At 39.9% G+C, this 24232-nt stretch carries 19 protein-coding genes and 3 CRISPR repeat arrays; of the genes, 1 reads left to right on the top strand and 18 read right to left on the bottom strand.

Annotated features, from left to right (window positions below; translation table 11 throughout):
- The first annotated feature begins 23 nt into the window (after window positions 1-23).
- The gene (locus THETH_RS06035; RefSeq protein WP_013932484.1) at window positions 24-602 is read left to right on the top strand and encodes an HAD-IA family hydrolase; all 579 of its coding nucleotides are present in this window, start codon (window positions 24-26) and stop codon (window positions 600-602) included.
- Window positions 603-864: 262 nt separating this feature from the next.
- On the opposite strand, the gene THETH_RS06030 is transcribed toward THETH_RS06035, so the two are convergent.
- The 18 genes from THETH_RS06030 to cmr4 all read right to left on the bottom strand — a co-directional run bounded on the left by THETH_RS06030 (window position 865) and on the right by cmr4 (window position 24226).
- Window positions 865-2217 carry an ATP-binding protein gene (locus tag THETH_RS06030; protein WP_013932483.1) on the bottom strand — a complete coding sequence of 451 codons (1353 nt, stop codon included), beginning with the start codon at window positions 2215-2217 and terminating at the stop codon, window positions 865-867.
- A gap of 536 nt (window positions 2218-2753) precedes the next feature.
- Window positions 2754-4721: direct repeats of the CRISPR family, unit length 30 nt; unit sequence GTTTCCATTCCTCATAGGTAGTGTCCAAAC.
- A 267-nt stretch (window positions 4722-4988) separates the two neighbouring features.
- Window positions 4989-6233: a tetratricopeptide repeat protein gene (locus THETH_RS06025; RefSeq protein WP_013932482.1), complete on the bottom strand. Its 1245-nt coding sequence runs from the start codon at window positions 6231-6233 to the stop codon at window positions 4989-4991.
- A gap of 21 nt (window positions 6234-6254) precedes the next feature.
- A complete protein-coding gene (locus tag THETH_RS06020; RefSeq protein WP_013932481.1) occupies window positions 6255-7472 on the bottom strand; it encodes a DUF1998 domain-containing protein in 1218 nt (405 codons plus the stop codon).
- 267 nt (window positions 7473-7739) lie between these two features.
- Complete coding sequence (locus THETH_RS10315; RefSeq protein ID WP_013932479.1) at window positions 7740-8159, bottom strand: YkvA family protein; 420 nt, start codon at window positions 8157-8159, stop codon at window positions 7740-7742.
- A 21-nt stretch (window positions 8160-8180) separates the two neighbouring features.
- Complete coding sequence (locus THETH_RS06010; RefSeq protein ID WP_013932478.1) at window positions 8181-8366, bottom strand: hypothetical protein; 186 nt, start codon at window positions 8364-8366, stop codon at window positions 8181-8183.
- A 28-nt stretch (window positions 8367-8394) separates the two neighbouring features.
- A complete protein-coding gene (locus THETH_RS06005) occupies window positions 8395-9033 on the bottom strand; it encodes a hypothetical protein (protein WP_013932477.1) in 639 nt (212 codons plus the stop codon).
- 427 nt (window positions 9034-9460) lie between these two features.
- Window positions 9461-11356: direct repeats of the CRISPR family, unit length 30 nt; unit sequence GTTTCCATTCCTTATAGGTAGGGTTCAAAC.
- A 586-nt stretch (window positions 11357-11942) separates the two neighbouring features.
- The gene (locus tag THETH_RS10515; RefSeq protein ID WP_013932476.1) at window positions 11943-12122 is read right to left on the bottom strand and encodes a HEAT repeat domain-containing protein; all 180 of its coding nucleotides are present in this window, start codon (window positions 12120-12122) and stop codon (window positions 11943-11945) included.
- A 23-nt stretch (window positions 12123-12145) separates the two neighbouring features.
- On the bottom strand, window positions 12146-12370 hold the full coding sequence (locus tag THETH_RS10310) for a HEAT repeat domain-containing protein (RefSeq protein WP_013932475.1): 225 nt from the start codon (window positions 12368-12370) through the stop codon (window positions 12146-12148).
- 196 nt (window positions 12371-12566) lie between these two features.
- Window positions 12567-13802, bottom strand: coding sequence for a TIGR02221 family CRISPR-associated protein (csx2, locus tag THETH_RS05995; protein ID WP_013932474.1), 1236 nt, complete (start codon window positions 13800-13802; stop codon window positions 12567-12569).
- 21 nt (window positions 13803-13823) lie between these two features.
- Window positions 13824-14456, bottom strand: coding sequence for a hypothetical protein (locus THETH_RS05990; RefSeq protein ID WP_013932473.1), 633 nt, complete (start codon window positions 14454-14456; stop codon window positions 13824-13826).
- Window positions 14453-15577, bottom strand: a complete 1125-nt coding sequence (gene csm5, locus THETH_RS05985) for a type III-A CRISPR-associated RAMP protein Csm5 (RefSeq protein WP_013932472.1) — start codon at window positions 15575-15577, stop codon at window positions 14453-14455. Before csm5 ends, THETH_RS05990 begins: the two co-directional genes overlap by 4 nt.
- Entirely contained in the window at window positions 15552-16550 is a 999-nt protein-coding gene (gene csm4, locus THETH_RS05980) for a type III-A CRISPR-associated RAMP protein Csm4 (protein WP_013932471.1), read from the bottom strand. Before csm4 ends, csm5 begins: the two co-directional genes overlap by 26 nt.
- A gap of 6 nt (window positions 16551-16556) precedes the next feature.
- The gene (gene csm3, locus THETH_RS05975; RefSeq protein WP_013932470.1) at window positions 16557-17378 is read right to left on the bottom strand and encodes a type III-A CRISPR-associated RAMP protein Csm3; all 822 of its coding nucleotides are present in this window, start codon (window positions 17376-17378) and stop codon (window positions 16557-16559) included.
- A 10-nt stretch (window positions 17379-17388) separates the two neighbouring features.
- The gene (gene csm2, locus THETH_RS05970; RefSeq protein ID WP_013932469.1) at window positions 17389-17826 is read right to left on the bottom strand and encodes a type III-A CRISPR-associated protein Csm2; all 438 of its coding nucleotides are present in this window, start codon (window positions 17824-17826) and stop codon (window positions 17389-17391) included.
- 3 nt (window positions 17827-17829) lie between these two features.
- Window positions 17830-20265, bottom strand: coding sequence for a type III-A CRISPR-associated protein Cas10/Csm1 (cas10, locus tag THETH_RS05965; protein ID WP_013932468.1), 2436 nt, complete (start codon window positions 20263-20265; stop codon window positions 17830-17832).
- Between the two features lie 221 nt (window positions 20266-20486).
- Window positions 20487-21701: a CRISPR direct-repeat array (repeat unit 30 nt; unit sequence GTTTCCATTCCTCATAGGTAGTGTCCAAAC).
- 287 nt (window positions 21702-21988) lie between these two features.
- Entirely contained in the window at window positions 21989-22879 is an 891-nt protein-coding gene (gene cmr6, locus THETH_RS05960) for a type III-B CRISPR module RAMP protein Cmr6 (RefSeq protein ID WP_013932467.1), read from the bottom strand.
- 4 nt (window positions 22880-22883) lie between these two features.
- On the bottom strand, window positions 22884-23315 hold the full coding sequence (gene cmr5 / locus THETH_RS05955) for a type III-B CRISPR module-associated protein Cmr5 (protein ID WP_013932466.1): 432 nt from the start codon (window positions 23313-23315) through the stop codon (window positions 22884-22886).
- Window positions 23312-24226, bottom strand: a complete 915-nt coding sequence (gene cmr4 / locus THETH_RS05950) for a type III-B CRISPR module RAMP protein Cmr4 (RefSeq protein WP_013932465.1) — start codon at window positions 24224-24226, stop codon at window positions 23312-23314. Before cmr4 ends, cmr5 begins: the two co-directional genes overlap by 4 nt.
- Between the last annotated feature and the right edge of the window lie 6 nt (window positions 24227-24232).

Here is a 24232-nt window from a genome sequence, read left to right as displayed (position 1 = left end):
GATAAAACTAAAGGAGAGATGGGATGAAACTTTTCATCTTCGATGTTGGCAACGTTGTTTATTCAAACACCTCTGTGGCACCTAAGATAGCAAAATATCTTGGTATAACCTTAGAAGAATTCCTAAAGTTGGCAAAGTCAAGCGGGCTTGATTTGCTTCAAAAAGGTTTGATCAGCGTGGAAGATTTTTGGAGTAATTTTTCCAAACTTTTTGGCAAAAGCATTTCAGAAGATCTTTGGGCAAAATTTTTCGATCCATTGCCGATCGATGGAACAATTGAGCTCATCAAAAAGCTAAGAAAGCATTTTAGAGTGGTGGCAGGAACAAACACCATTTTATCACATTATGAAATACATCTGAAAAAAGGTCATTATGATATATTCGACGCAGTTTATGCATCACACGTGATACATTACACCAAACCAGATCCCAATTTTTTCATGTACATCCTTAAAAGTGAAAATGCCGCTCCGGAAGAAACGTTTTTCACTGATGACGATCCAAAAAACGTTCAATGCGCCTTAGCCTTGAAAATCAACGCCTTTGTTTTCACTGATCCTAAGGAGCTTGAAAGCAAGTTGAAACAGCTGCTTGGACATTGAATTTTGTAGCGGCGCTCCATTCTTCATAGATAGTATCCAAAATTTCAGCGTTTTTGTACGTTTTACACAGTTTATTCGTTTCTGTTCCCTATAAGTAGACCAAACGAACATTCGTTGAGACATTAAATTTTGAAAAGGAAGTGTTTCCATCCCTCATAGGTGGTCTGCAAGTCGTGGATGAACGCAAGTCTGCTTGTCGTCGGCCTCCAGTAGTTTTTGCATTATCATAGGTCGACGACAAGTTAGCTTTGCGAAGTAGTTGTTATTTGAAAATTTCCTCAAGATCAATCAGTTTTAATTCCTCAGATTCTTTGAGGTTTTCAAATCCGCTTTTTGAGTAAAGACAATAAACAACGTTGAGGTTATCCATCTGAAGTTCTTTCAAAAGATAGGGAACTTTACCTTTAAGTTTGTTCAGAGTTCTGTTGTCAACCTTTTTGTTGGTCCATTTGCATTCTCCAACGTATAAAATATCATTCTTTATGGCAACCAAATCTATTTCCACATCCTTTGACCACCATCTTCCAACCTTTTCTACACCAAACTTTCTTAAAAGATGCTGTCGAGCTATTTTTTCAAATGTGAAAGAGACATGTTGGTCAAAAGATGCAAGTATTTTTTCTTTTACTTCTTCTTTCTTCCCTCGGTGTATTAGATCCTTATAAACATGGAGGTATCTGAAATAAAACCTCAAATACTCATCCGAAATGCGGTAATGCGGCTTTTGCTTTGGTTTTTTGCTAATTGAAAATGGGAATTCCTTTTCCACAAACTTCAGATCAACCAATTTTGAAAGATAAACGTTTATGCTTTTGTAATCAACACCGGAATCTGCGGCTATTTCATTTGGCGTAGTCTTACCGTTGGCTATTGAAACGAGGATGGAAAAATAGTTCGAAGGATCGTTGAATTCCTCCAAGGTGATGAATTTTCCTTCGTCGACTAAAAATTCTCCAGGAGAAAGGATTTTTTCCATCAAAGCGGTTTCAAAGTCTTTGTATTCTGCAAATTCAAGAAGATAAATCGGTATGCCGTCTGTGATACTGTAGGCTTTCACATAATCTTCTTTGCTTTCGAAACTTAGAAATTTGATCGAATCAAAAAAATCAAGCGGGAGAATTTCATATTGCCCAGTTCTTCTTCCATACAGTGGGCTGTTTTGAGAAAGAGCAATTTTCTCAATTATTCCAACGTATGAACCACATAAGATGATTTTCACTTTCATCTTTGAAAAGACTTCGTCCCACCATCTTTGAAAGATACTCATAAAGCTTTCATCACGCATGGGAATGTATTGAAATTCATCAAATACGATGGTCTTTAAATTATTTCTTGATTCAAAAACATTCTTAAGAAGAGCAAAAAATTCGTCCCAAGAGGATATTCTCAAGGTTGGTGGTAGCTTCAAAATGTCTTTTATTTCATCGAGAAATCGGTTCATCAACTGCAGATTGTTCGAAAGATCAGCGGTGAAGAACAAAGCATTCTGCAAACAATTCTGGAGCAAAAAGGTTTTTCCAACTCGCCTTCTACCGTATATGACCAAAAGCTCGGCTTTGTTGCTCGCTACTTTTTTCCTCAAAAATTCACATTCCTTTTCCCTGTTTATGAGCATCTCCTCACCCCGTTGATATTATACACTTTGCAGAATCAAGATTTACCAAATTTGCATTTAATAAATTGGAATTTATACTTTTTCCAAAAAATGCATCTTATTCTGATTCAGATTTCGTTTCTCAAGCTTGGCTTGTGATATTACTGCTATTGTTAAGTTCTCGAAAGTCTTTTGAGTTCCCCCTTGCTAACCACCCGATTAAGGTTTGGATTTTCAAAACGTTGAAGTTCAATTCCAGGACTCCGGCAAGGTGGGCTATCTAAGCAGCCTTTATCCATTTTCTTTTTGCGGTGTACAAATAAGCGTATTAACATCCGTTAGATAAGGCGCTGACGAGTCTCTAAACTCCTTAGGTGCTGTTCGAACGAATGAATGATTAACATGCTCATAGATGAATTAACAGTTTCCCATTACTCATAGGTAGTATTCAGACAGCTAAAAAGAGGGTACACGCAGATGCGATGTTAGCGTTTCAGTTTCTCATCGTTATGCTCAAACAACCGACCTCTCTACCTGCCATGCGACCTGAATATATTGTTTCCACTCCTCATGGGTAGGGTTCAAACCCTTTATTCAGCACGGTTTCAACGTTTAAATTGGGGTTTCCATTCCTCATAGGTAGGGTTCAAACGGGTAATCGCGGCCAAAGCCGCCGAGAACCTTATTTCGGTAGTTTCCATTCCTCATAGGTAGGGTTCAAACCTGCTTCAACGAGCAGGTTGTGGTCCATTTGGTAGAAACGTTTCCATTCCTCATAGGTAGGGTTCAAACAACTTTCCAAGTACTATCTACTGCATACAGACACACGGTTTCCATTCCTCATAGGTAGGGTTCAAACCAGGGTGGATCCCTGCTGGGATCTGTCAATCCGTTACTGTTTCCATTCCTCATAGGTAGGGTTCAAACTTGAATTGTCCGTGGTATGGACCAATACGATCATCACTGTTTCCATTCCTCATAGGTAGGGTTCAAACATTACAAATTGGATTGCGGAAAATGTTAGTGCGTATGTTTCCATTCCTCATAGGTAGGGTTCAAACGTGAAAATATTGGTGATGAAATAGCCGCAGGAGGCTTAGTTTCCATTCCTCATAGGTAGGGTTCAAACTTTTTACTTGTCACAGATACCAGGGAGAAATTCCCGTTTCCATTCCTTATAGGTAGGGTTCAAACCCCCCCATACCCATGGCGGGCGCAAAATCTCAGAAGGTTTCCATTCCTTATAGGTAGGGTTCAAACCAGGGGTTCAGGATGTTCAGGTTCGTACTGGAAACGAAGTTTCCATTCCTTATAGGTAGGGTTCAAACTCGATGGTGTTCCGGGAAAGGTCAAAGGTATGAAACGTTTCCATTCCTTATAGGTAGGGTTCAAACGCATTAACGAGCGGGTTGCGGTCTGGTTGGTTGAAAAGTTTCCATTCCTCATAGGTAGGGTTCAAACTATATCTTATATCACACCACGACCAACTTTCTAATAGTTTCCATTCCTCATAGGTAGGGTTCAAACGGTATTGATGGATTTCGTTTTTGAATTGTTTATAGAGGTTTCCATTCCTCATAGGTAGGGTTCAAACCTATACAGATTTCCACATTCCGTCGTGGTCGCTCAAGTTTCCATTCCTCATAGGTAGGGTTCAAACTAGATGTGAGTGGTTCTGTAAACGACGAGGAACTCAAGTTTCCATTCCTCATAGGTAGGGTTCAAACCCGACTGGGAAGATAAGTTTTTTCTCGATTGGATGTTTAAAGTTTCCATTCCTCATAGGTAGGGTTCAAACCACTTACTCGAGAAACAACCTTTCTGCAGATTTCGAGTTTCCATTCCTCATAGGTAGGGTTCAAACGCGATACAATATAGTAAACGCCTTCCTGCTTTTCTGGGTTTCCATTCCTCATAGGTAGGGTTCAAACTCTTGCAAACGTAGCACTATATGCAATCAAGAAAAGGTTTCCATTCCTCATAGGTAGTGTCCAAACTTTCTTTATTAGAAAGTGATGTTTATGCTAAAAAAGTTTCCATTCCTCATAGGTAGTGTCCAAACACTAAATCTGCGCCCAAAATCAGGGCGCTAAAACAAGTTTCCATTCCTCATAGGTAGTGTCCAAACGTAGGTGTTAAAAGCGAATATGTCCCGGCAGGATTGTTTCCATTCCTCATAGGTAGTGTCCAAACCTTGACTGGATTATAGTTGGTATGAACGAATACGGCAGTTTCCATTCCTCATAGGTAGTGTCCAAACTAATTATGCGCTCATAAATAATTGTACCACATTCCCGTTTCCATTCCTCATAGGTAGTGTCCAAACAATTGGAAAAGTACCAAAGTTTTGTGAATTGGTATGCGTTTCCATTCCTCATAGGTAGTGTCCAAACCAGATTCCGATGTTGTTGGTGCAATGCTGTATGCTGGTTTCCATTCCTCATAGGTAGTGTCCAAACGGACAGTCTTCCGGCATTGGCATTGGAAGAAGAACTGTTTCCATTCCTCATAGGTAGTGTCCAAACCCGTTTTTTCTATATGTGATTATACCAGCATTTTTGGATTCTGGTCAAATTATATCACTTTTGCTTTTGCCAAGTCAACTTTTTGGAAATTCGTATAGCTAATTTGTCGTCGACCTGGGGGGTGAAGGTGGACTTGTGAGTGAGAGTTAAAAATATCTAACTTGAGTTTTGTCAGTCGTAGAGAATAAAAACTGTTTGTCGTCGACCTCCAGTAGTTTTTGCATTATCATAGGTCGACGACAAGTTCGCATAGCGAATAAATTTTGCCTACTCAACAACCACTATTCCCACAGCAGCCCAGCTTTCCATGCCCTTCTTTTTGTCATAGCTTTTGGTGGGATAGAATTTGACTTTTTTGTTTCGCAACTCGTGAGCGCTTTTTGGGGCATTTTCCACATCCTCTAACTTGAAATAGTAGCTTTGAGAGTCAGAAGATTTTATGAATCCAGCACCGTTGTTGATAACTTTTGCGACCGTACCTTCAAGTTGCTTTTCGTTTCTGAATTTGTTATCTTTCCAAAACTTCGCCAGTTCTGATCTGACATCTTGTTCTCTCATTTTTACGACGTTCTTGTCGGTCAAACTGCCATAGACTCTCTTGACATTTGTGTCGTTTTTCTGACCATCCTTCATCTTTTCCAAGGTTTTTAGATAGAGATAATAGTGCAAGTCCGCTTCACGTTTGTAGTTATGTGCCTTGAGAAAATCCGCGAAATTCAGGTAGAACGTCAACTTTTGCGAGTCACTTGCACTGTTAAGGGCGGTTCTGCATCCATATTTCAGCGCATTGTCAAAGTCTTTCATCTTAGCGTATATTTCAAAGAAAAGTTTTTGAACATACCAGTCATCTTTGTAAAGTAACACTTTTTCCAAGGCTTCGAGACCTTCTTCGTATTTTCCAATGTAAGAACTTGCACAGGCGATTCTATAATAAAACCATACCGGATCAATTAAATTTGATACTTTTAAAGCATTTCTACACTGTTGAATACATTCGTCGTACTTTTTAAGGACAAGCAGAATCTTGGTTTTCAATTGATACCATTTTTCTCTTTCAGATGGAAGCACCTTGTTTTTACCTGCTTTATCTTTATACTTTGAACTTTCCAACGGTTTGTCGCTGAGTTCATCAACATTTATCTTGTCCAACAGTTCATTCGCCGATTGCAAGATTTGCAATCCCTTTTTACGATCAGCCTTTTTAAGGGTTTCCGAGGCAAGAATAGAAACTGAGCGCAAAACAAAACCGTTCTTTCTCTCGCTCAGCGTTACTATCGTTTCAACGGTTTGGTGCAATTCTTCTAAGGATATTCGTTGGGATTTCAGCTTGAGGTTGAACAAAATCCAAGGAAGGTATCTGTTGACTTGCTTCGTCCAAAATGGGTCATTCTCATTCAAGATCGCAGTCGCAATCTCATAAGCTTTTTGAAAATCCTTAGCATTAAGATGGGTCTTCAACGAATTATACATCTCTCTGAGCATTTGATTGCTTCTTTTTGGTTGTTGATTCAAACGCCCCACCTCCAAGAATCATTATATCTTTATTCCAACAACGTTTTTATAGGCAAGTCGGTAAAAACAAAATTCATCAATGTAAGTGTCGTCAGAGGACGTCAGAAAGTTGATCTTTTCAACAACCCATTGCTGTTTTGATTTTATAACAATTTCATCAGCTCTTCCACAATATAGCTTGAGAATTTTTGCAAGATTTTTGTATTCCAAGTTGACTTTCTTCTGCTTATCCAAAGTGCTCTCGTAATATTCGAATTCCCGATTAATCAAAGAAGATTGCACACGGAACTTGCCCGTATTTGGCTCGGAGATTACAGTAACCTCTTCAACAACGGCAGATTCTTCATCACAGTATTTCGTTGTTTCATCCCTTTCAAATATGGATAGCTTCAAAGCTTTGATAGCTTTTTGTTTATCGAATATATACTCATAGTCAACCCTGCGGATCGCCATACAATTCGTGCAACCTTTAACGCAGTTGCACGTGTTAAGAGAATCGTACGCAACTTTAAGAATGTCCATAAAATTTTCTGCGATGGTCTCAAACTCGATCTCTTCGTTTCCTGTTCTATCGTAGAATAAAGCGAAAATGTGGTCTGAATCGTTGAGGTTCATTTTCTCATCCACAAGGAAAAAGAGCTCGTTTTCACCGTAGTTGAAAAGTTTCTCAATTGCCTTGCAGACTGCCGAGCAAAGGTTAATCACCATTGTGTAGTTGAAAAATCGCTTATCAAATCTAATAACTAAGCAATCTCTTGCGATCTCACAACCTATTGCTCCCGTGAGGTTACCATCCTCAGTTTTAACTTCGAAAGGTATGACGTTGTAATTTGATTTACCTGCAATGCGTTTTCCACATTCCCTGCCATTGTTTATGTACCTTATTCTGCATTTTTTTGCCAACCAAAACTTCATTGGGCTTTTTTCGTTTGAATCTTCCTGTACGTCGAAAGAGGAACATTTGACTTCAACGTACCTGTCATAGATGTATTTTTTCCTTTTTCTTGGCACATCGCTTTCTTCGATTTTGTAATGGATGAATTTATAGGTTAAAAGAGTTCTGTTAACTAGCACGTGATAATAACTGATTAAAGAGAACATTAAGAAAATCATTTTCAAAATACTTTTAGGCAATTTGGTATAAACATATGAAGATTCGCTATCTAAACTCATATATGGTCTAGGACCTGTCAACTTAAGAAGGAAAACTGCACCAATAAAAGAAATTGAAATAACCACTTCACCAGCTCCTCATCACTTCTGTTGTACCATAACCGGTTCCTGTTAAAACACCTCAGCTTGTGTCTGTAATGCTCCCAGAGTCTTTGAAGAATCTCATATCTTCAACTATTCTCCTCACTCAAACCTGCAGCCTTTAATCTCGATAAAACAAAACCCAAATAATGCTTCTTTAATTCAGCCGCAATCTCAAGCATTTCTCCCCCCATCGCATCACCGCCTCAGCCAATCCTTTCACTTTGTAAGCTGCCAACGTACGATTTGCACTCAGCAACCAAGTTGGATAAGTTTTCTGTAAATCTCTCTGCTTGGTTTTTGCTTTATGCGCTGTTGTTGGAAACGCTTTATCATCCTTCTGAAAATCGTTTGAAAATTGTACACTCCAGCGGCGATCATTTCCATGGCTGTTATTATGAGTAAAACATCGTCAAGCAAGCCGAAAAACGGAATGAAATCTGGGCAAAGATCAAGAGGCAATAGCACATAACCAAGCACCAACGAAGCGATGAGCAAAGCCTTTGGCTTGCCAATTAATCTAAGGAAAACCATAAAACGACGTACTATATAGACAATTTCTGGTACGTGATACCTTCTCAAATATCTCAAAACCTCGTTGAAAAGTTCATCAAGTCTTTTGTTCGAAACGAGATTTTTCAGACGATTGAAGAAATCACCCAAGCTTGCCATCTTAAGCACCCCCCAAAGTGTTTATTTCCTCTGTTTAAGCTCTTTCAAACCCAGTATACCTTTGACGATGAAAAAGACCGCAAGGCACACCACGAATATTCCAAAAATGTATGTTGTTACGATGATAATCACGGGTAAGGCAATCAACAGGATAACGGCGATACTTATCAAACCTATGGATCGAAGTGCATGAAGAAAATTCTTCAAAGTACACACCCCCTTGGTTTAGAGAAAATCACTCTTCCACCATGGATTTGCTCATCCTTACGTATAACTCTGTTGCCTTTACAATTAAACCGTAAATTTTCTTGAACGCCTCCTGTGCCTCGTCTCTCAGGTTCTGTACTTCTATTGTATAACCTCGTTCAGTCGGTAGCAAATTTGCTAAACTCTCAAGTTCTTGGACAGACAGATGAAGTACATTCAACGCGTCCTCCGTAACCTCACTGAATTTACTCAAAGCCTTCAGAAAATCCGACACGACCGAACTACCTCCTTTCATCAACCCAAGATAATTGTCCTCGTTACTGTAGACTTCCAAGTCGGTGTTTTCCGACATAGTTTTCATAATCGAGTCCACTTCGTTAATCACGATCGGTGTCTTGTACACGATACAACCTGGTTTTATCAGCGCACGCGTAAGCATTTTGATTGTTTTCTGCTTTTTCTTGTTCTTGATAATAGCCGTACCTATGACCAAGACTTCTTGCTGAGTCTGTGCCAGCACACCGAAGATTTTGAAGTATGCTTCAACATCTGACTCAAAATCCAATGGTTCGAGCATCATTGGTAGGCGTCCTTCGTTGTCCATTCCAGATAAATCCTTTAACCTTTGGTATTCCTCATCGCTCAGAGCATAGATGGGTTTGACCACCATCTCACCTCCTTTTTCCTCGCACAACAAACAATTTGCTCTCAGTTAGTCGAGAGTCATCCCAAAGATGCGTATGTTTGCAATGAGGAACAAAGCAAGCGAGAAGGCAAGAGCAAAATCTGGCAGGTTCGAAATGATTTCTTCGACTTTCAAAGAAGACTGAACGTCACACCGTATAGAGAATTTACACCGTATCTTGGGATTCTAAAATAGTAGCTTTTGAACAATTTTTAGTAGCAAATTATTACCAATAACCGTTCAACTTCAAGGTGTGCTTTTTGCTTTATTTTAAGCAGTTTCAATAAATGACATGCGCATTGCTGTTATCCACAAGATCTATTAGGTATCAGGATGGTGGTGTTTTCATTCCTTTTAGGTGACGCACACACGTTTGTTGCGGACATTACACTTTTGTGCCTGTAATACCGTTTCCATTCTTCATAGGTAGGGTCCAAACAAAAGCGTAAGGCAATCAATTGGTAACGGAAGACCGTTTCCATTCCTTATAGGTAGGGTTCAAACACGACAGAAGCAAGCTCGCACGGCTCGCACGACGAGTTTCCATTCCTTATAGGTAGGGTTCAAACACGGTAGGTCTTATTAGGGGTGATTATGAACGGACGTGGTTTCCATTCCTTATAGGTAGGGTTCAAACTTTGCACAGTTCCGAACTTACTGGTATACTCGAAAAATTTCCATTCCTTATAGGTAGGGTTCAAACGTTGAGGATTCCGTGCTTAAGGCGCTAAACATCAGGAACAAGTTTCCATTCCTTATAGGTAGGGTTCAAACTGTGATTCAAATTTATCAGACGTTTGTGTATACGTAGTTTCCATTCCTTATAGGTAGGGTTCAAACGCTCGCCCGCCTTCGCAGCGCCCGCTAAAACCAAAGTTTCCATTCCTTATAGGTAGGGTTCAAACGGATTTCAAATTGTACGTGACACCGTGTTCTGAATACGTTTCCATTCCTTATAGGTAGGGTTCAAACGTCAGAGATAAAAATGTGGTCACAGTCTATCACAATAGTTTCCATTCCTTATAGGTAGGGTTCAAACCTTAGCATACAATCTGCGCCAAGTGCAGACAAGCTGTTTCCATTCCTTATAGGTAGGGTTCAAACGATGCTTAACGAAAGACCAGATGCAGTAACAGATCCGTTTCCATTCCTTATAGGTAGGGTTCAAACAAGAATATAGACTAAGCGTAGGAACGGCGAAGAAAAGTTTCCATTCCTTATAGGTAGGGTTCAAACACAGCGGTTGGATAGATTGCCGGCATGTACTAGTACTGTTTCCATTCCTTATAGGTAGGGTTCAAACAATCTTTCAAGGCACTATCTCTTACACTCAGATACAGTTTCCATTCCTTATAGGTAGGGTTCAAACATTTTCCGAGTGATTACGGATTTCACGCGTATATATCAGTTTCCATTCCTTATAGGTAGGGTTCAAACCCAGAGAAGCCTGTTGAATTAACAAATTTGTCTAACGCGTTTCCATTCCTTATAGGTAGGGTTCAAACCTTTATAAAGCAAAAAATAAAAGTTACCGAATCAAAGTTTCCATTCCTTATAGGTAGGGTTCAAACTTTGCACAGTTCCGAACTTACTGGTATACTCGAAAAATTTCCATTCCTTATAGGTAGGGTTCAAACGTTGAGGATTCCGTGCTTAAGGCGCTAAACATCAGGAACAAGTTTCCATTCCTTATAGGTAGGGTTCAAACTGTGATTCAAATTTATCAGACGTTTGTGTATACGTAGTTTCCATTCCTTATAGGTAGGGTTCAAACACCTGGTCCATAGTACGAACGAACACATCATATGGTGTTTCCATTCCTTATAGGTAGGGTTCAAACTGAACGGGATCGATTGGACGCATTGGTGGAAAACATGTTTCCATTCCTTATAGGTAGGGTTCAAACTCATTTCGTGTATCGAATCAATTTTGCAAAAAAACAAGTTTCCATTCCTTATAGGTAGGGTTCAAACCAATGGCGGAAATTATCATCGGAGACTATACGTACGTTTCCATTCCTTATAGGTAGGGTTCAAACGATTGGAGGTGGTTGAATGATTACAATGAATGTAGGTTTCCATTCCTTATAGGTAGGGTTCAAACGTTAAGTGCTTCACTGTTGTTCAAAGATGGAAAGTTTGTGTTTCCATTCCTTATAGGTAGGGTTCAAACTGCATTAACATTTGAAGGTGGTGGAAGAATCAATCCTGTTTCCATTCCTTATAGGTAGGGTTCAAACTCAGCAATATATCCCGACAGATTCGAAGTTAGAGTTGTTTCCATTCCTTATAGGTAGGGTTCAAACCCGTTTTCTCTATATGTGATTATACCAGCATTTTTGGATTCCAGTCAAATTATATCACTTTTGCTTTTGTCAAGTCAACTTTTGGAATGTTTGCATAACTAATTTGTCGTCGACCTTGGGGGTGAAGGAGGTCTTGCGATTCAGAGTTAAAAATATCTAACTTGAGTTTTGTCAGTTGTAGTGTATAAAAACTGTTTGTCGTCGACCTCCAGTAGTTTTTGCATTATCGTAGGTCGACGACAAGTTCGACTTACGAACAAAATTACTGCGTACCAAAACCTTTGGCATGAAAGCTTAGAAAAAAAACAACGTGCAAAAGTTTATATGGCAGAGCAGGACAAGTTGAAAGCAGTGAAAGGATGCGTGTTTCTACTAAATATCAAACGCTTCTTTCTCATAGGTAGCAATCAAGTGTAGTTTATAAGTTTGACACCATTGTCATAGCAGTAGTTTCTACGTTATCATCGGTTATCAAGCAAAAAGAGTGATTTTGCTATTGCTTGTCATTGAAGAAAACAATCGAATTGACACAATTAGTCTTAAATCATTTCGAAAAATACTTGCCAGCTGATTTGCATCCATTTGTTCAGTACTTTTGACCAGTTATTTTCTCGAGCGCTTTTGATGCCGAACTGCGAACATTTTCATCATCATCCTTTAACGCTTGTATCAAAGGTTCAACAGCCCTTGAATCACCTATTTTGCCAAGAGCTTCGGCTGTTGATTTGCGAACGTATGGGTCACTATCCTTCAATCGTTCAATCAACGGCTCAACAGCCTTAGGATCACCTATTCTACCAAGAGCTTCAGCGCTAATTTTCTAAGAATTGAATCATTATCTTCCAGTGCTTGAATCAAAGGTTCAACGGCTTTTGGATCACCTGTTTTTCCAAGTGTTTCAGCTGCTAACCTGCGAATACGCCAATCACCATCCTCTAGTGCTTGAATTAGCTTTTCAATTCCTTTTGAACTGGCTATTTCGCTAAATTGATTGGTTTGTTGATTTTCAAACATCTCAAAATTCCCCTTTAATATGATAAGCTGATTATATTGTTTTTTGCTCTCATCAAGTCAGCTTTTGTAAGATTTTTTACGAATGATTTTGGGTTGATCTCAAAATAGTAAAATGAGTCGACAATAACTCAGCATAGCGAATAAATTCTGTTGCGATGTCTTTTTGAAAATGTATCCAAAAGGTTCGGGATTTTACCTATTCGCTGATGTGATCAAGCAATCTCCTAAGTTCGTCATAGATTCCCTTAGCTTTTTCGACAGCTGTATCTGCACGGATAGGTGATTCGCGCATTCCACAATGGGCTATGTCGTTTCTGACAGTTGATATATCCTTCCAAATTCGCCCCAAGGACGCTTTCAATTCATCTGGGCAGCTTGGTTCTATCCTACCATCTTTTTGCGATTCTTCCCTCTGTTCTTGTGCATATGAGTTAATCAATTTTTCTATCTCTTCCCTTTCACGTTGTTTTAACCATCGATCCTTCATACCACACGAAAAAAACAAGCAGTTGATGGCAAGCTCTCTCGCCAGCGTTAAGGCTTGAATTATCAGATTTTTCCTAATGCAGTAGGCAATTATGGCGAGTTGTTTTTCCAGGTTCTGTTTGGTTAATTTTTCTGCTTCCGCGTACGCAAGCTCAGAGATTTCCTTACTGAGAGTTTTGGCAATTGCAGCAAACGGTTTTGCCCAAGTTTGCAATTCAGCCTGAGCCCTGCCCAACATTGACAAAAGATCGTTGGCATCTTTCATCACTTCAATCGGGCGATTCATATGAAGGTTTAAAGATAAAGTCCGGAGCTTTTTACCTATTTCTTGTAAATGCGTTGGCAATTCAGAGGAGATTGTTCCACCACCCATTCGTAGTTTTTTCTGAGTATGAACAAGCTTTTCTGCAAAAATCTCTGCTGCTGCATAATTTACAAAGGCGTTCACACCGTTGATCCAATCCAAAAGATCAACCATAGCTGTAAGGTCAAAAATCGGGGCACAGTTATTCTCATCCCTTGCTTCGAAGGCTCCATACACAATGTGCTTGACTGTCACATTTTTGGTCTGTCTTAAGTACATCGCAACCGTAAAGACAATCAGCGGAAGACTTCTAAAGGCATGTGTTATATCAAGAATGATTTCATCTCCGTCCTTGACAATGTCTGCGCACTTTTCGAATATTTCCCAGAGCTGCCCTTCCGATTTGCCATCTGGTATATCCACTGGGTACAGTTTGTCTTTGAGCCGTTCTTGAAGCTTCGGTAGGTAACGCTCTTTGGCTTCTTTGGTGACGAATACATAAACCATGGAAGGTTCAAAAATGTGGTAAACAGCCTCTGGAAAAAGCTCTGTTGAATAGCTTTTTGCATTGCCATCGGTATCCACCCATGTGTATGTCACGGCTTGGTATTTGCCGGTGCCTAAAAAGCACAGCGCTTTCATACCCATCACCTTGCTTTGAATTCATCTTAAGCTAAACATTTCACAAAAGGTTTTGGCAAGTTCATCGGACGAAAAAATCTGTACGTCTCCGAAAAACTCCAATCTATCTGCCAAAAGTTTTTGCTTTCTTATCTCACCTTTCAATCTAATGAAGAATCGTACATCGTCGGGAATTGTGCCATATTTCAGCTTGTGGATTTGAAGTAAATACTGCCTCAAACACTCGGAAAACAATTCCGGAGATTGTTCATAGTCTATGCATCTTCCATCGAGATTTGCAAAAACACCGCTGAGAAGTTTTCCAGTTTTTCTAACCGGTGCGCTTCTGAGAACCACCTGGCTCAATTCAATTCCCTCGTGGTAGGCATTAAGGATTTCGTGAAAGTCAACAAAGTTTCTCCCGACTGACTCTATGAATGGACTTACCAAATATACTCGAAAATCCTTGAAAACCCACAGCCCATCCTGAACCTCTTTTTTGTTTTTCGTGATAATAGGACTGATTGAGAAGATGTCCGTTTTCATGATGTTTCGGACGATTTCAAAAAAGTCAGCATAGTATGAGAAGGGGAGAAAAATCCCATCCTCCCTTGCCACAAAGTGGAGGATCGCATAGTAATAGATTAGCTTTGTTTCGGTGATTTTGGATATCACATTATCTTTACCCTGATCCATCCTGGAATAGCTAAAATTTTCCCGTTGTTAAATACTATGCGTCTTGTTTTTGGGAATAGCTCAGGTTTGGCATTTCTGTAAGCAATTTCAGCAACTCTTTTGAGAGAATCTGGTTTTAGCAACATTCCAACGGTCTTTGAAAGATAGCCAGTTGAAAAACCAACCTGCAAAATGAACTCGTTTTCTCTAAGTTTTGGCATGTTGTCGAGAATCTTTTGATAAAGATCGGCAATCTCATAGATGCCGTATTTCTTGTAGAAATTCATCTCATTTTCTATATAATGCTTTGCAGCATGGTTGATCAACTTTGCCAGGAATTTGACAGGATCATCTACCTGAACTTCTACCTTTTCTTTCAATTTTTCAACAAACTGCGGATCGATTTTTATGGAACCAGTTACGCTCATTTTTGAAGGTAGTCCTTCAACAAAGTTCGAGAGAGCATCTTTGGGATTCTCAACGTTTTGAGGCTTTGCATACCATTTTGCTCTTCCATTGCATATGTTCAATATCTTGACTTCGAAAACTTCCAAATTTTCAGGCGAAATAGGATTCGAATCGCTGATTTGAAGATACTTGAAAACGGAAGCATACGGATCTCCGAATACTTGCCTTTCAACACCAGCATCGCTGATTTTATCATTAGTTTTAACTCTGGCTATTTCGTTATCGTAAAGTGCGATAAATTTCTTTTGAAGTGCCTTAGTTATGAAAGATCTTATGGCTCCTTTCAAAGATGAACCGGGTATGTAAACCTTCCCAGCGGTTTTGACAAAGCACGCAATCTCTTTCCTTGTTCCTGAGGGAAAAGTACCCCGAAAGTTCATCGCGTATCTTTTGCATTGTTCGACTTTTATTTGATACTTTTGAAGAATTCTTTTAAGATCGAACGACGCCACAGAGCCTTCAAGACCTAACAAAATCTCATCGAGCAACCTTTCGTTGTTCTTTGTCAAAGAAAGCAGTTTGTCAAAATCGATGACAACGATTTTGCCGTTTTCAAGGAAAAAATCTATCTCTGTCAGCTTGTCTCTAAGGTCTGAACATATGAAAAGTGGTGTGAGAACTGTTATCTCATAAGTTTTCGAGTGAGTTATCAATGAAACTCACCTCCTTGGGGAGGGGTACAGGAAACGTCAAACCGTACCTCAATGCTGGATGTTCCTTAAAGCTTGGTGGAGTTACATCAACGGCACGACCAAAAGCTTCCCCTTCAAAAACACTTCCCTCGATAAACATCCTCACAGCTTTTCGCTTGATGCCTTGATCTCCCTTGGAGTACAGATAACCAGACCTGTTAACAATATCGTAGTACCTGAATTTTTCTGCCTCTCCTTTGCGAGGATTTACCAGCGACAAAGTTGTGTAAAGTTGTGTTTCATCGTGCTGAGCGAATGGCAAATCCATCGGAACCGGAGCCGTTGCAAGCTCGAAGAACCCCAATCCAATTGACCTATCTCCACCTAAACCTTCATCTCCGAGTAGTTTAATTGCTGCAAAAATTTCCTTTTCCACGGATTCATCCAGTATTTCAATGTAGAACCACAAACCGGAGTTTTTGTGGTAGGAGTAAGTTGGAAAATAGTAAACATTTGAGGCTGAGCTGGTTCTATCAAGACTCACTCTAACTCTTTCCTGGGGAATTGCAAACGGTGTGAGTTTGTCAGCATCTTCCTTTTTGACAAACAATTCTCCAACCGTCGTGAATGAACCTTTGAAACCATTTAAAAGATTCTCTTCAGGGATATACTTGGCCTTTTTCAGTTTCTTTTCTTCTTCGTCTGGTGCATAGATTTTCAAATTCATCCCAAGCGGCTTGAATACAAAGAAGATATCATTTATGTAAGGCATCGTGGACGAGATTCTGAACGGAGGTTGACCTTCTAAGAAAGCTTGAACTAGTTTGGTTGTTCTTTCATCTCCGTATAACAAAGAATGACAGTTCATTATTCCGCTGAAGAGTGTGTCGGAATGGGATATGGTATCAACGGAACCGTGGGTTTTCTCCTTTCTTCCAAGATGAAATGGCGAATTAAGTTTTAGCTTGATCTTATAGACTTTTCCCCTTTTCATAGACGATCATTCCTTGGAGGAAATCTTTTGAGCAAAATCAGCCAGCTTTTCAGTCAATTGTTGGAGATTATCAGCCTGCAGTATTTCTTCCTCTTTTTTAGAACCTTCGTAGTACTCCTTACTTCTATAAGAAAGCTTTATATTCACGAACCTAACCTTACCTGATCCTCTTGATCCATGCCCTCCAAGATAATCGTCTTCGAGCAACTTCATAGCTTGAATGAGCTTCTCGATGAACTTTGTTCCATCATCTTGATTATCTACAACCAATCTGTTGACCACAAATTCTGCACTAAACTTAGCTCCGGCTGGTATTCTTTCAGTTTGCCTTGGGTTTGCTTTTGATGTAATTCTATCCAATGAGTTCTCCCACTTTACCTCAGTCCATTCCATATCCAAATAATCTTTCATTTCTTCACTGATCGAGTCTTCTACGAGTTTTGCGTCCCTAACAAGTAATCGTGTTGGAAGTACAGATTTTGTGAAATCACGCTTTTGACCGTTCTTAAATGTGTGATCACCATGGTTTCGACCAAACAACCCACACACTACACAATCTGGATCGTCGCACATGTGCATGTATATTTCTCCTTTTTTGCCCTCAATCAAAAGATTTTCCTTGACCTTTTCCTCGGCAAATTCCATAAGCGACCTCATCTTACCTTTTAAAGATGATCCTGGTATATATGGTTTCCCTTCAGCATCCTTGATAACGGGATTGTCATTTCCCCCTATTTCCATGCTGTTTCTGCCTGTGCCTATGTGAAGACCTGTTACGGCTTCTATTTCACAACTGACAACAAACTTACCTTTCAAAATCACGTTCATCGTGCTCACCTCACTTCACTGAAAAATACTTGTGATAAGCCACGATTGCCTCAAAGAAGTCTAAAAACCTTTTAAAATTCTCTGCATTTTTCTCTGCGACCGTAATCGCTTTCTTGACAATTTCGGCGAATTCTTTTAGTTCTGAGAACCTTCCAGCAGCATATGCAACCCTTGCTCGTACAAGTTTCATCTTGTACTTGTACGCAGGATCATTTGCCGAGAGTCTTTTGACCTCGGTGAAAATCCTCCTGAGCTGCGTTGGATTCACATTCGATATGAACCTCCCTGTTCCTTCCGCTACTTCAGAAAACACATTTCCATCTGGATCTTTCTGTGGATCGAGGGCAGTGTCAAGATTCTGCAAAATCGTCGAAAGTAATTCCTGAGTTGGTCCTCTGCCTTCCCGCCCCCTTGTTTGCTGATTAGCCCTTGGATCAAACTGAGGCATGCTTTATTCCCCTCCTTTCGATCTGGTTTCAAGTTCAGCCCACCGTGTTGAAAGGTAGGCGTGTTTATACAAAGTGTTTGTTTGTTTTTCAATCAACCATTTGTACAAAAGCTCCTCAAGTTCCTTTTTCAAGTCCTTGTAACGGTCCATCATCCTGGCTATGTAGTAAACCAACCTCCAAGATTTGAAAACCTCTTTTTCCCTTTTGGCTTCTTCCTCGAGCATGCAGGTCTTGTAGATGGAGTTTATAAGAGATCTTGCTACACCCTTGACTTCGAGAAGCTCAACAAGTTTTTCCTTAAGGTCTTTCATCTTATCGAATTCTTCCCAACCAACTTGATTTCCACCAAAGCAAATGCAGTCCTTCTTTTTACCGTTCTGTCGCACATAGGCTTTCGCTTTTTCAAGACTTTCACCGCATGCTACGGCTACTCTGTATATTGGGAATTTTCTGCTTTCAGAGATCTCAAAGCCCATTGAAACCGTTATATCTGGGTTGCTGCAAACGTATTTGGAAAAGTCTTCACGAATCAACCTTGCAAGATAAGGCAAATCCGACCAAGGACCTATGACACAAAAATCGTCCCCACCGGCGTAGACGACTATGGAATAATAGCTTTCTTCCTTCACAAGCTTGTTGAAATGATAACCAAAGAAAAGTGAAAACTCCTGAGAGAGCGTCATGATTCTTGAAAGAGAGTTTCTTTCCCCGAGACCTTCCTTGAAGATTTTCCCAAGACTGTCTACGTCTCCTCTGAGCATCCCCCAGGTTTCAACACCCTTGGCATACTTGACTATGTCATCAAGGGAAAGTATTTGACCTCCACCTGCAAATGGTGCCGTTAGTGGGGCATGGGTTGAAAGGTCCAGAGCTTCATAAATGTAGAATTCTTCGGCAGGTTGACCGTATTTTTCTTGGATTTTTGCCATATCTATTACTGTGGTATTTGAGATCTTATCTTCCTCTTCCACCAATTGCACCTTTCTACCAAACTCGGCGAAAACCTCTAAAACGTTCTTTGGTTTTTGACTGACCTTTTCCATTTGCCACTCTTCTTTGATAAACTGCGATTTTATCAACAGATCTCCGAGTTCTACAAAGCTTTCGCAGTATCTACAATTTCCTTCACTGGCTGTATTCGTGGTCATCGGATTTCCGCAGTAAGGACACGCATTCTCCGGATCGATAAAAGGTTCAAAAAAGTCCTCACGCTTCATAAGTTGGTTGAGTTTCTTAACCTTCTTTATCTGTAGTTTTCTTGTGATCGAATCAAACTTGGTTCCCATGTTTTGCTGAAAATCGTTCAAAGAAACCTCAATACCTTCGATGAACACGTTTAGAGATCCGTTGTGGGCTTTGAAAAGTACTTCATCGATTTTGGATTGAAAGTCATTCAGAGATTCTTCAGAATACTTCGGCAATAAAAGATAAAAATGACCGCCGCCGTTGTAAAGCATGTTGCAAATTGGCAAGTTGATTTCTTTGAGAATATACTTTGCAATCGTGTCTAAGAGATAAGAGATATAGAAAGATTTGCCTTTCAAGGCTTTAAGTGCACCTTCAGTTGAGGTATCAAAGACGAAATCTTGAATACCCGACGCATCACCTTTGACAAGTAGAAACTGAATATTTTCATCGGAAAGAGGTGCTCTGTTGTTCAGCTTTTCTACCATTTGTTCGAGTTTGCGTTTCATAAGATCTTTGTTGCCACCAAAGACCATTTTCAGCTGTCGATCCAAACAGAAAGCGATTGCTGCGGTTGATTTGCTGTGAGCCCAAAGAGAGATATCCGGTTTGCTGTAATAATACGCTGAAGGTATGTTGTAGGTGTAAACCTGAATTAAGTTGTAAACAGCGGTTACATAGTCGTTCAGGTCGATAAAACTTCGTTCGTATGAATCTTTCAACTTTCTCATTTGCGATTCGAAAGACTTCCAAAGTTTCTTGTAAGCGTCAGCCAGATTATTCGCAGCAGAGGGGCTGGGAAATCTTACGTCGTACTTTGCAACAAGTTCCTTGAAATGAACAGGAGTGGTATTTGAATCCGTAAGCTTGATGCTTGAGAACACGGAGGTCATTTGCGCGATTCTTTCTTCAAACTGGTTTTGGTCGTATGATTCTCTATCAACAGACGCAGAGAGTTTGTCCGCCACAGCGACAAGTAGTTCTTCGTAAGAAGATGGTTTATGGTGATTCAAAACGATCGATTGCACTCCTTTAAGTGAGCTTGGAAGAACCTGCTCAACAAAATAAGCCCCCCAATGTTGATGCATAGGTGCGTACGAGCCTTCTTGTTGAATGAAATAACTGTATTTTTCGCTCACACGGGATTTTGTGGTTTGATCTTCTGTTCTCATGTAGAACTTGCCGATATCATGCAAGAGTGCTCCAAGGAGGATAAAAAGATCATTTTCGGAAGTTTGTTTAAAGACAACCATCTTTCCATCACCCCTTACGGCTCAGATAATTCACTCTGAAAAACACAAATAACCCCCACGAAAACAAGATATCAAGACGCGATGAAAAGATCGTCTAATTCAGATTATACAAAAATTCGCCTTCGATTAACAACTTCACCACATTGCTTTCAGTGACTTGTCTGTCTTCCCAACAGTGTAAATTCAAAACGCAGAAACAGCCTCCCAAGCCCCTAAGGCTTGTTTCTATTCCTCATAGGTAAGGTTCAAAAACGCACTACAGAGTCTGGATAGGGTTTCCATTCCTCATAGGTAGTGTCCAAACGGGAGGTGAGTGGAGTGAAAGTTGCTGTTGTAGGCGTTTCCATTCCTCATAGGTAGGGTTCAAACAGGAATGGGCAGACATATGTCTGCCCTGCAAAGCAACGTTTCCATTCCTCATAGGTAGTGTCCAAACACATTTGTTCAGACTCGCTAAATCTAAACTTGGAAAGTTTCCATTCCTCATAGGTAGTGTCCAAACTTGATTGCAGTTGGCCTCAGACACAGAGAGGCAAGCGTGTTTCCATTCCTCATAGGTAGTGTCCAAACCGTATAGAATACTTCTTAGTTTTCATCGAATAAACGCTGGTTTCCATTCCTCATAGGTAGTGTCCAAACTTGGTGCTGATACATCACAACCAATTATGTTGAAAGGTTTCCATTCCTCATAGGTAGTGTCCAAACAATCAACACAAACGTCAGTGCAATAAGTCAAAAAGCGTTTCCATTCCTCATAGGTAGTGTCCAAACGAGGTGAACGTGAACACACGTGTAGATGTTACGTAGTGTTTCCATTCCTCATAGGTAGTGTCCAAACTCGTAACAGTGACAGGCGAACACACGCAAACGGAAATGTTTCCATTCCTCATAGGTAGTGTCCAAACTAAGTCTTTTGATTCAAAACTTGCGCCCACATACCCAGTTTCCATTCCTCATAGGTAGTGTCCAAACTAGAGTGGATCGAAGGTGATGTTATAAGAATTCACAAGTTTCCATTCCTCATAGGTAGTGTCCAAACGAATCTGTGTCGCAGTAGTATACAGTTCCTCCCATTGTTTCCATTCCTCATAGGTAGTGTCCAAACTTGAACCGACGTTGCCAGTTGAGCCGAAAAAGCCTCGTTTCCATTCCTCATAGGTAGTGTCCAAACGCAATCACCGCAAAACTGCTTGAAGAAGCAAACGAGCGTTTCCATTCCTCATAGGTAGTGTCCAAACGGATATTCTCTTAGTCTGCCCGCAAGGCGTTCAAGTGTTTCCATTCCTCATAGGTAGTGTCCAAACTGTAGTGGGATTTGTAATATCTAGAAAGCATGAATGGTTTCCATTCCTCATAGGTAGTGTCCAAACACAATATCCAGACCCTTCATCACTTGTGTATACAAAGTTTCCATTCCTCATAGGTAGTGTCCAAACCCGTTTTTTCTATATGTGATTATACCAGCATCTTTGGATTCTGGTCAAATTATATCACTTTTGCTTTTGCCAAGTCAACTTTTTGGAAATTCGTATAGCTAATTTGTCGTCGACCTGGGGGGTGAAAGAGGTCTTGCGATTCAGAGTTAAAAATATCTAACTCGAGTTTGGTCAGTCATAGAGAGTAAAAACTGTTTGTCGTCGACCTCCAGTAGTTTTTGCATTATCGTAGGTCGACGACAAGTTTGTTTGGCGAACTTTTTGTGTTCTTTACTTTAATAGCCAATTTATAAGATTTCGAACAATCCGTATCCTAGTGATGTTTTTGCACCTATTCCTATGGCTTGAAGGGCTTGTTTTAGATATCTTTCAGCTTCAATAACGATTTTTTCGTTCTCGCCTGCCAACACAAATAAGAAATTTGTGTTTGCAACGGTTAGAAATTTGATCGGGTTAGGATTTTGATAGTCCGCAGGTGGTTTGTTCCCGGAGTAGTAATCCGGATAATGTGGATTAATGATGTCAAGCACGAGATTTATTTCTCCTACGGGAAAGGCATCGAAGAATATCACTTTTCCTTGGTATTCTTGCGTACCAAAAATGTTCGAGTAGAGATCGACAAGTTCTCTGTCGTAATACTCTGGAAGTTGATTCTTTGCGCTTTTTGGATTGTAATTCTCGAGTCCTGCGACGAATTTACTTAGATCTATATTCTCCGAAACCAAAGCTTTTTTAACCTTTTCAAACCAATCGAGTATGAACATAGATCTTGTGACACCTTTTATCGAGCTTCCTGGAATGTATGGAAATCCATATACGTGGTGCAATATCATGGATGTTTCTTGAGGATGAGTTCCTCCAAGACCGACAACCATTCTCCAGCAGGGCTTTGCGGTGAATTCTATCACCTTATAACCGAATTTTTCGAGCGTTAATATGCTTTTCTTTCTTCTCTCGTTTATGTCGGAAATAATGCTTTTCTGGCTGGTGAAAATACTTTTGCCTACCTTATCTATGTCGTTTATTATCTCTATTTTGATCTTTCTTTCTCCTTTCTTTTCTGATTCCGTAATCTCAGGAAACCTAAACCGCAGTGCGAAATTATCTATTGCGAAATTATCTATTTTGTTAATGACAGACTTTATCTCATCTCTTATGATCACATCTTCTTTTTTCATGTGTTTACACCTCACTATCCTCTATCATTCCTTCGGCGAATCGTTTTACCCAGCTTAAAAATGCAAGAACTTCTTTTGTTGCCGCCCGATAGGTCTCCTTATCGCAGCTTATTATCCACTTGGTCAGTTCTTCATTGCCAATGTCGAACTTTCTGATGCTGTGGTTGCATAGATATTCTTTAATATGCTTATACAACATACCCCAAGCGTTTGTTTCTTTTTTCTTTGAAAAGACAAAAGCAAGCGCTTGAGCCAGTCCATTTGTCAGTATCATCATTGGCAATTTTTTGGAATACGATTTGTAATCCTCTGCAAGGTCTTTGCCTATATCCTTGCTTTTTTCTATAACATTTTCAACGCATTTATAAGCAAATTCCGCTCGGCCAAATTCGATTTTGCTTTTTCTGTCTTTGTCTTGTTCAATTAAGCTCGTCATTTTCCATCACCTTCCTGGTTGGATTCGTAAAGTTTCACTCTAACCAACCCTTTGCCAACGGTTTGATTTCCACCTATTTGCATCACCAAATTGTCGATTACTTTGAATTTTTCAAAGACTTCATTTTCATCTTTCAACGTGGCTCCCTTTTTCCTTGGTTCGGATGCTAACACAAAAGAGTACAAAATGGTATCCTGAGGCAAGTACTCCTCGGTCCAAAGAGCTCCCCTCTGTACGGTTCCTGTGGTGGTATCAATCTTTATCCTGGTTACCACTTCCGTGGAGTTTGTGACAAAGTCGCGAAAATCATTATCAGGAAGTATCACCAAGCTTTTTTGAAGCTTTTCTCGCCAGAACTTGTAGGCAGGATCATTTGGAAATACCAGATTTGAAAGTTCTTTCGCGATATTTGTTGTACCTTCATCCTCACCCACATCGAACGAAAATTCCTCAAGAATAATGCTTTTACTATCTACTAATAAGTCTGATCCCATACACACAGTTGACTCTTTTATCTGTACATTTTCAAAAACTTTTCCACCAAGTATGCTTGAAAACTCTTTTTTGAACCTATTCAGGGTGAGAGGGCAAGTAACGTACGCAAAAACTCCTTTAACGGATTTGACTGGAAACAAAAGCAGCTTTGCATCAGTTATAGATATCGCACCGGCATAAGCTTCTTCGCCTATTTCTTCCGGTCCAAAAATCTCTTCTACGATGGCAAAACTATTCTTTTGCATTCTTCTAAACGTTTCTCTTAAGCATCCCTTCAAACTTGTGCTTTCAATCTTTGGAAAATTTGTGTGTACCTCTCTTTGAATTGGTAGATCAACAATACCTATGCTCGAACCACTTCCAGGATGAACCGACGTCTCACAAGCTATGAACATAGCACATCTTTTTTTCCACATTCCCAT

Source organism: Pseudothermotoga thermarum DSM 5069 (assembly GCF_000217815.1).
In the GTDB taxonomy this organism is placed as follows: Bacteria; Thermotogota; Thermotogae; order Thermotogales; family DSM-5069; genus Pseudothermotoga; species Pseudothermotoga thermarum.
This window is presented reverse-complemented; position numbering and strand designations above follow the sequence as displayed.

Bases quoted from the DNA above. Each gene is read 5' to 3' on its own strand.
- THETH_RS06035 (WP_013932484.1), top strand. From the start codon at position 24: ATGAAACTTTTCATCTTCGATGTTGGCAACGTTGTTTATTCAAACACC.
- THETH_RS06030 (WP_013932483.1), bottom strand. From the start codon at position 2,217: ATGCTCATAAACAGGGAAAAGGAATGTGAATTTTTGAGGAAAAAAGTA.
- THETH_RS10315 (WP_013932479.1), bottom strand. From the start codon at position 8,159: ATGGCAAGCTTGGGTGATTTCTTCAATCGTCTGAAAAATCTCGTTTCG.
- THETH_RS10310 (WP_013932475.1), bottom strand. From the start codon at position 12,370: ATGTTTGAAAATCAACAAACCAATCAATTTAGCGAAATAGCCAGTTCA.
- csx2 (WP_013932474.1), bottom strand. From the start codon at position 13,802: ATGAAAGCGCTGTGCTTTTTAGGCACCGGCAAATACCAAGCCGTGACA.
- csm4 (WP_013932471.1), bottom strand. From the start codon at position 16,550: ATGAAAAGGGGAAAAGTCTATAAGATCAAGCTAAAACTTAATTCGCCA.
- csm3 (WP_013932470.1), bottom strand. From the start codon at position 17,378: ATGAACGTGATTTTGAAAGGTAAGTTTGTTGTCAGTTGTGAAATAGAA.
- csm2 (WP_013932469.1), bottom strand. From the start codon at position 17,826: ATGCCTCAGTTTGATCCAAGGGCTAATCAGCAAACAAGGGGGCGGGAA.
- cas10 (WP_013932468.1), bottom strand. From the start codon at position 20,265: ATGGTTGTCTTTAAACAAACTTCCGAAAATGATCTTTTTATCCTCCTT.
- cmr6 (WP_013932467.1), bottom strand. From the start codon at position 22,879: ATGAAAAAAGAAGATGTGATCATAAGAGATGAGATAAAGTCTGTCATT.
- cmr5 (WP_013932466.1), bottom strand. From the start codon at position 23,315: ATGACGAGCTTAATTGAACAAGACAAAGACAGAAAAAGCAAAATCGAA.
- cmr4 (WP_013932465.1), bottom strand. From the start codon at position 24,226: ATGTGGAAAAAAAGATGTGCTATGTTCATAGCTTGTGAGACGTCGGTT.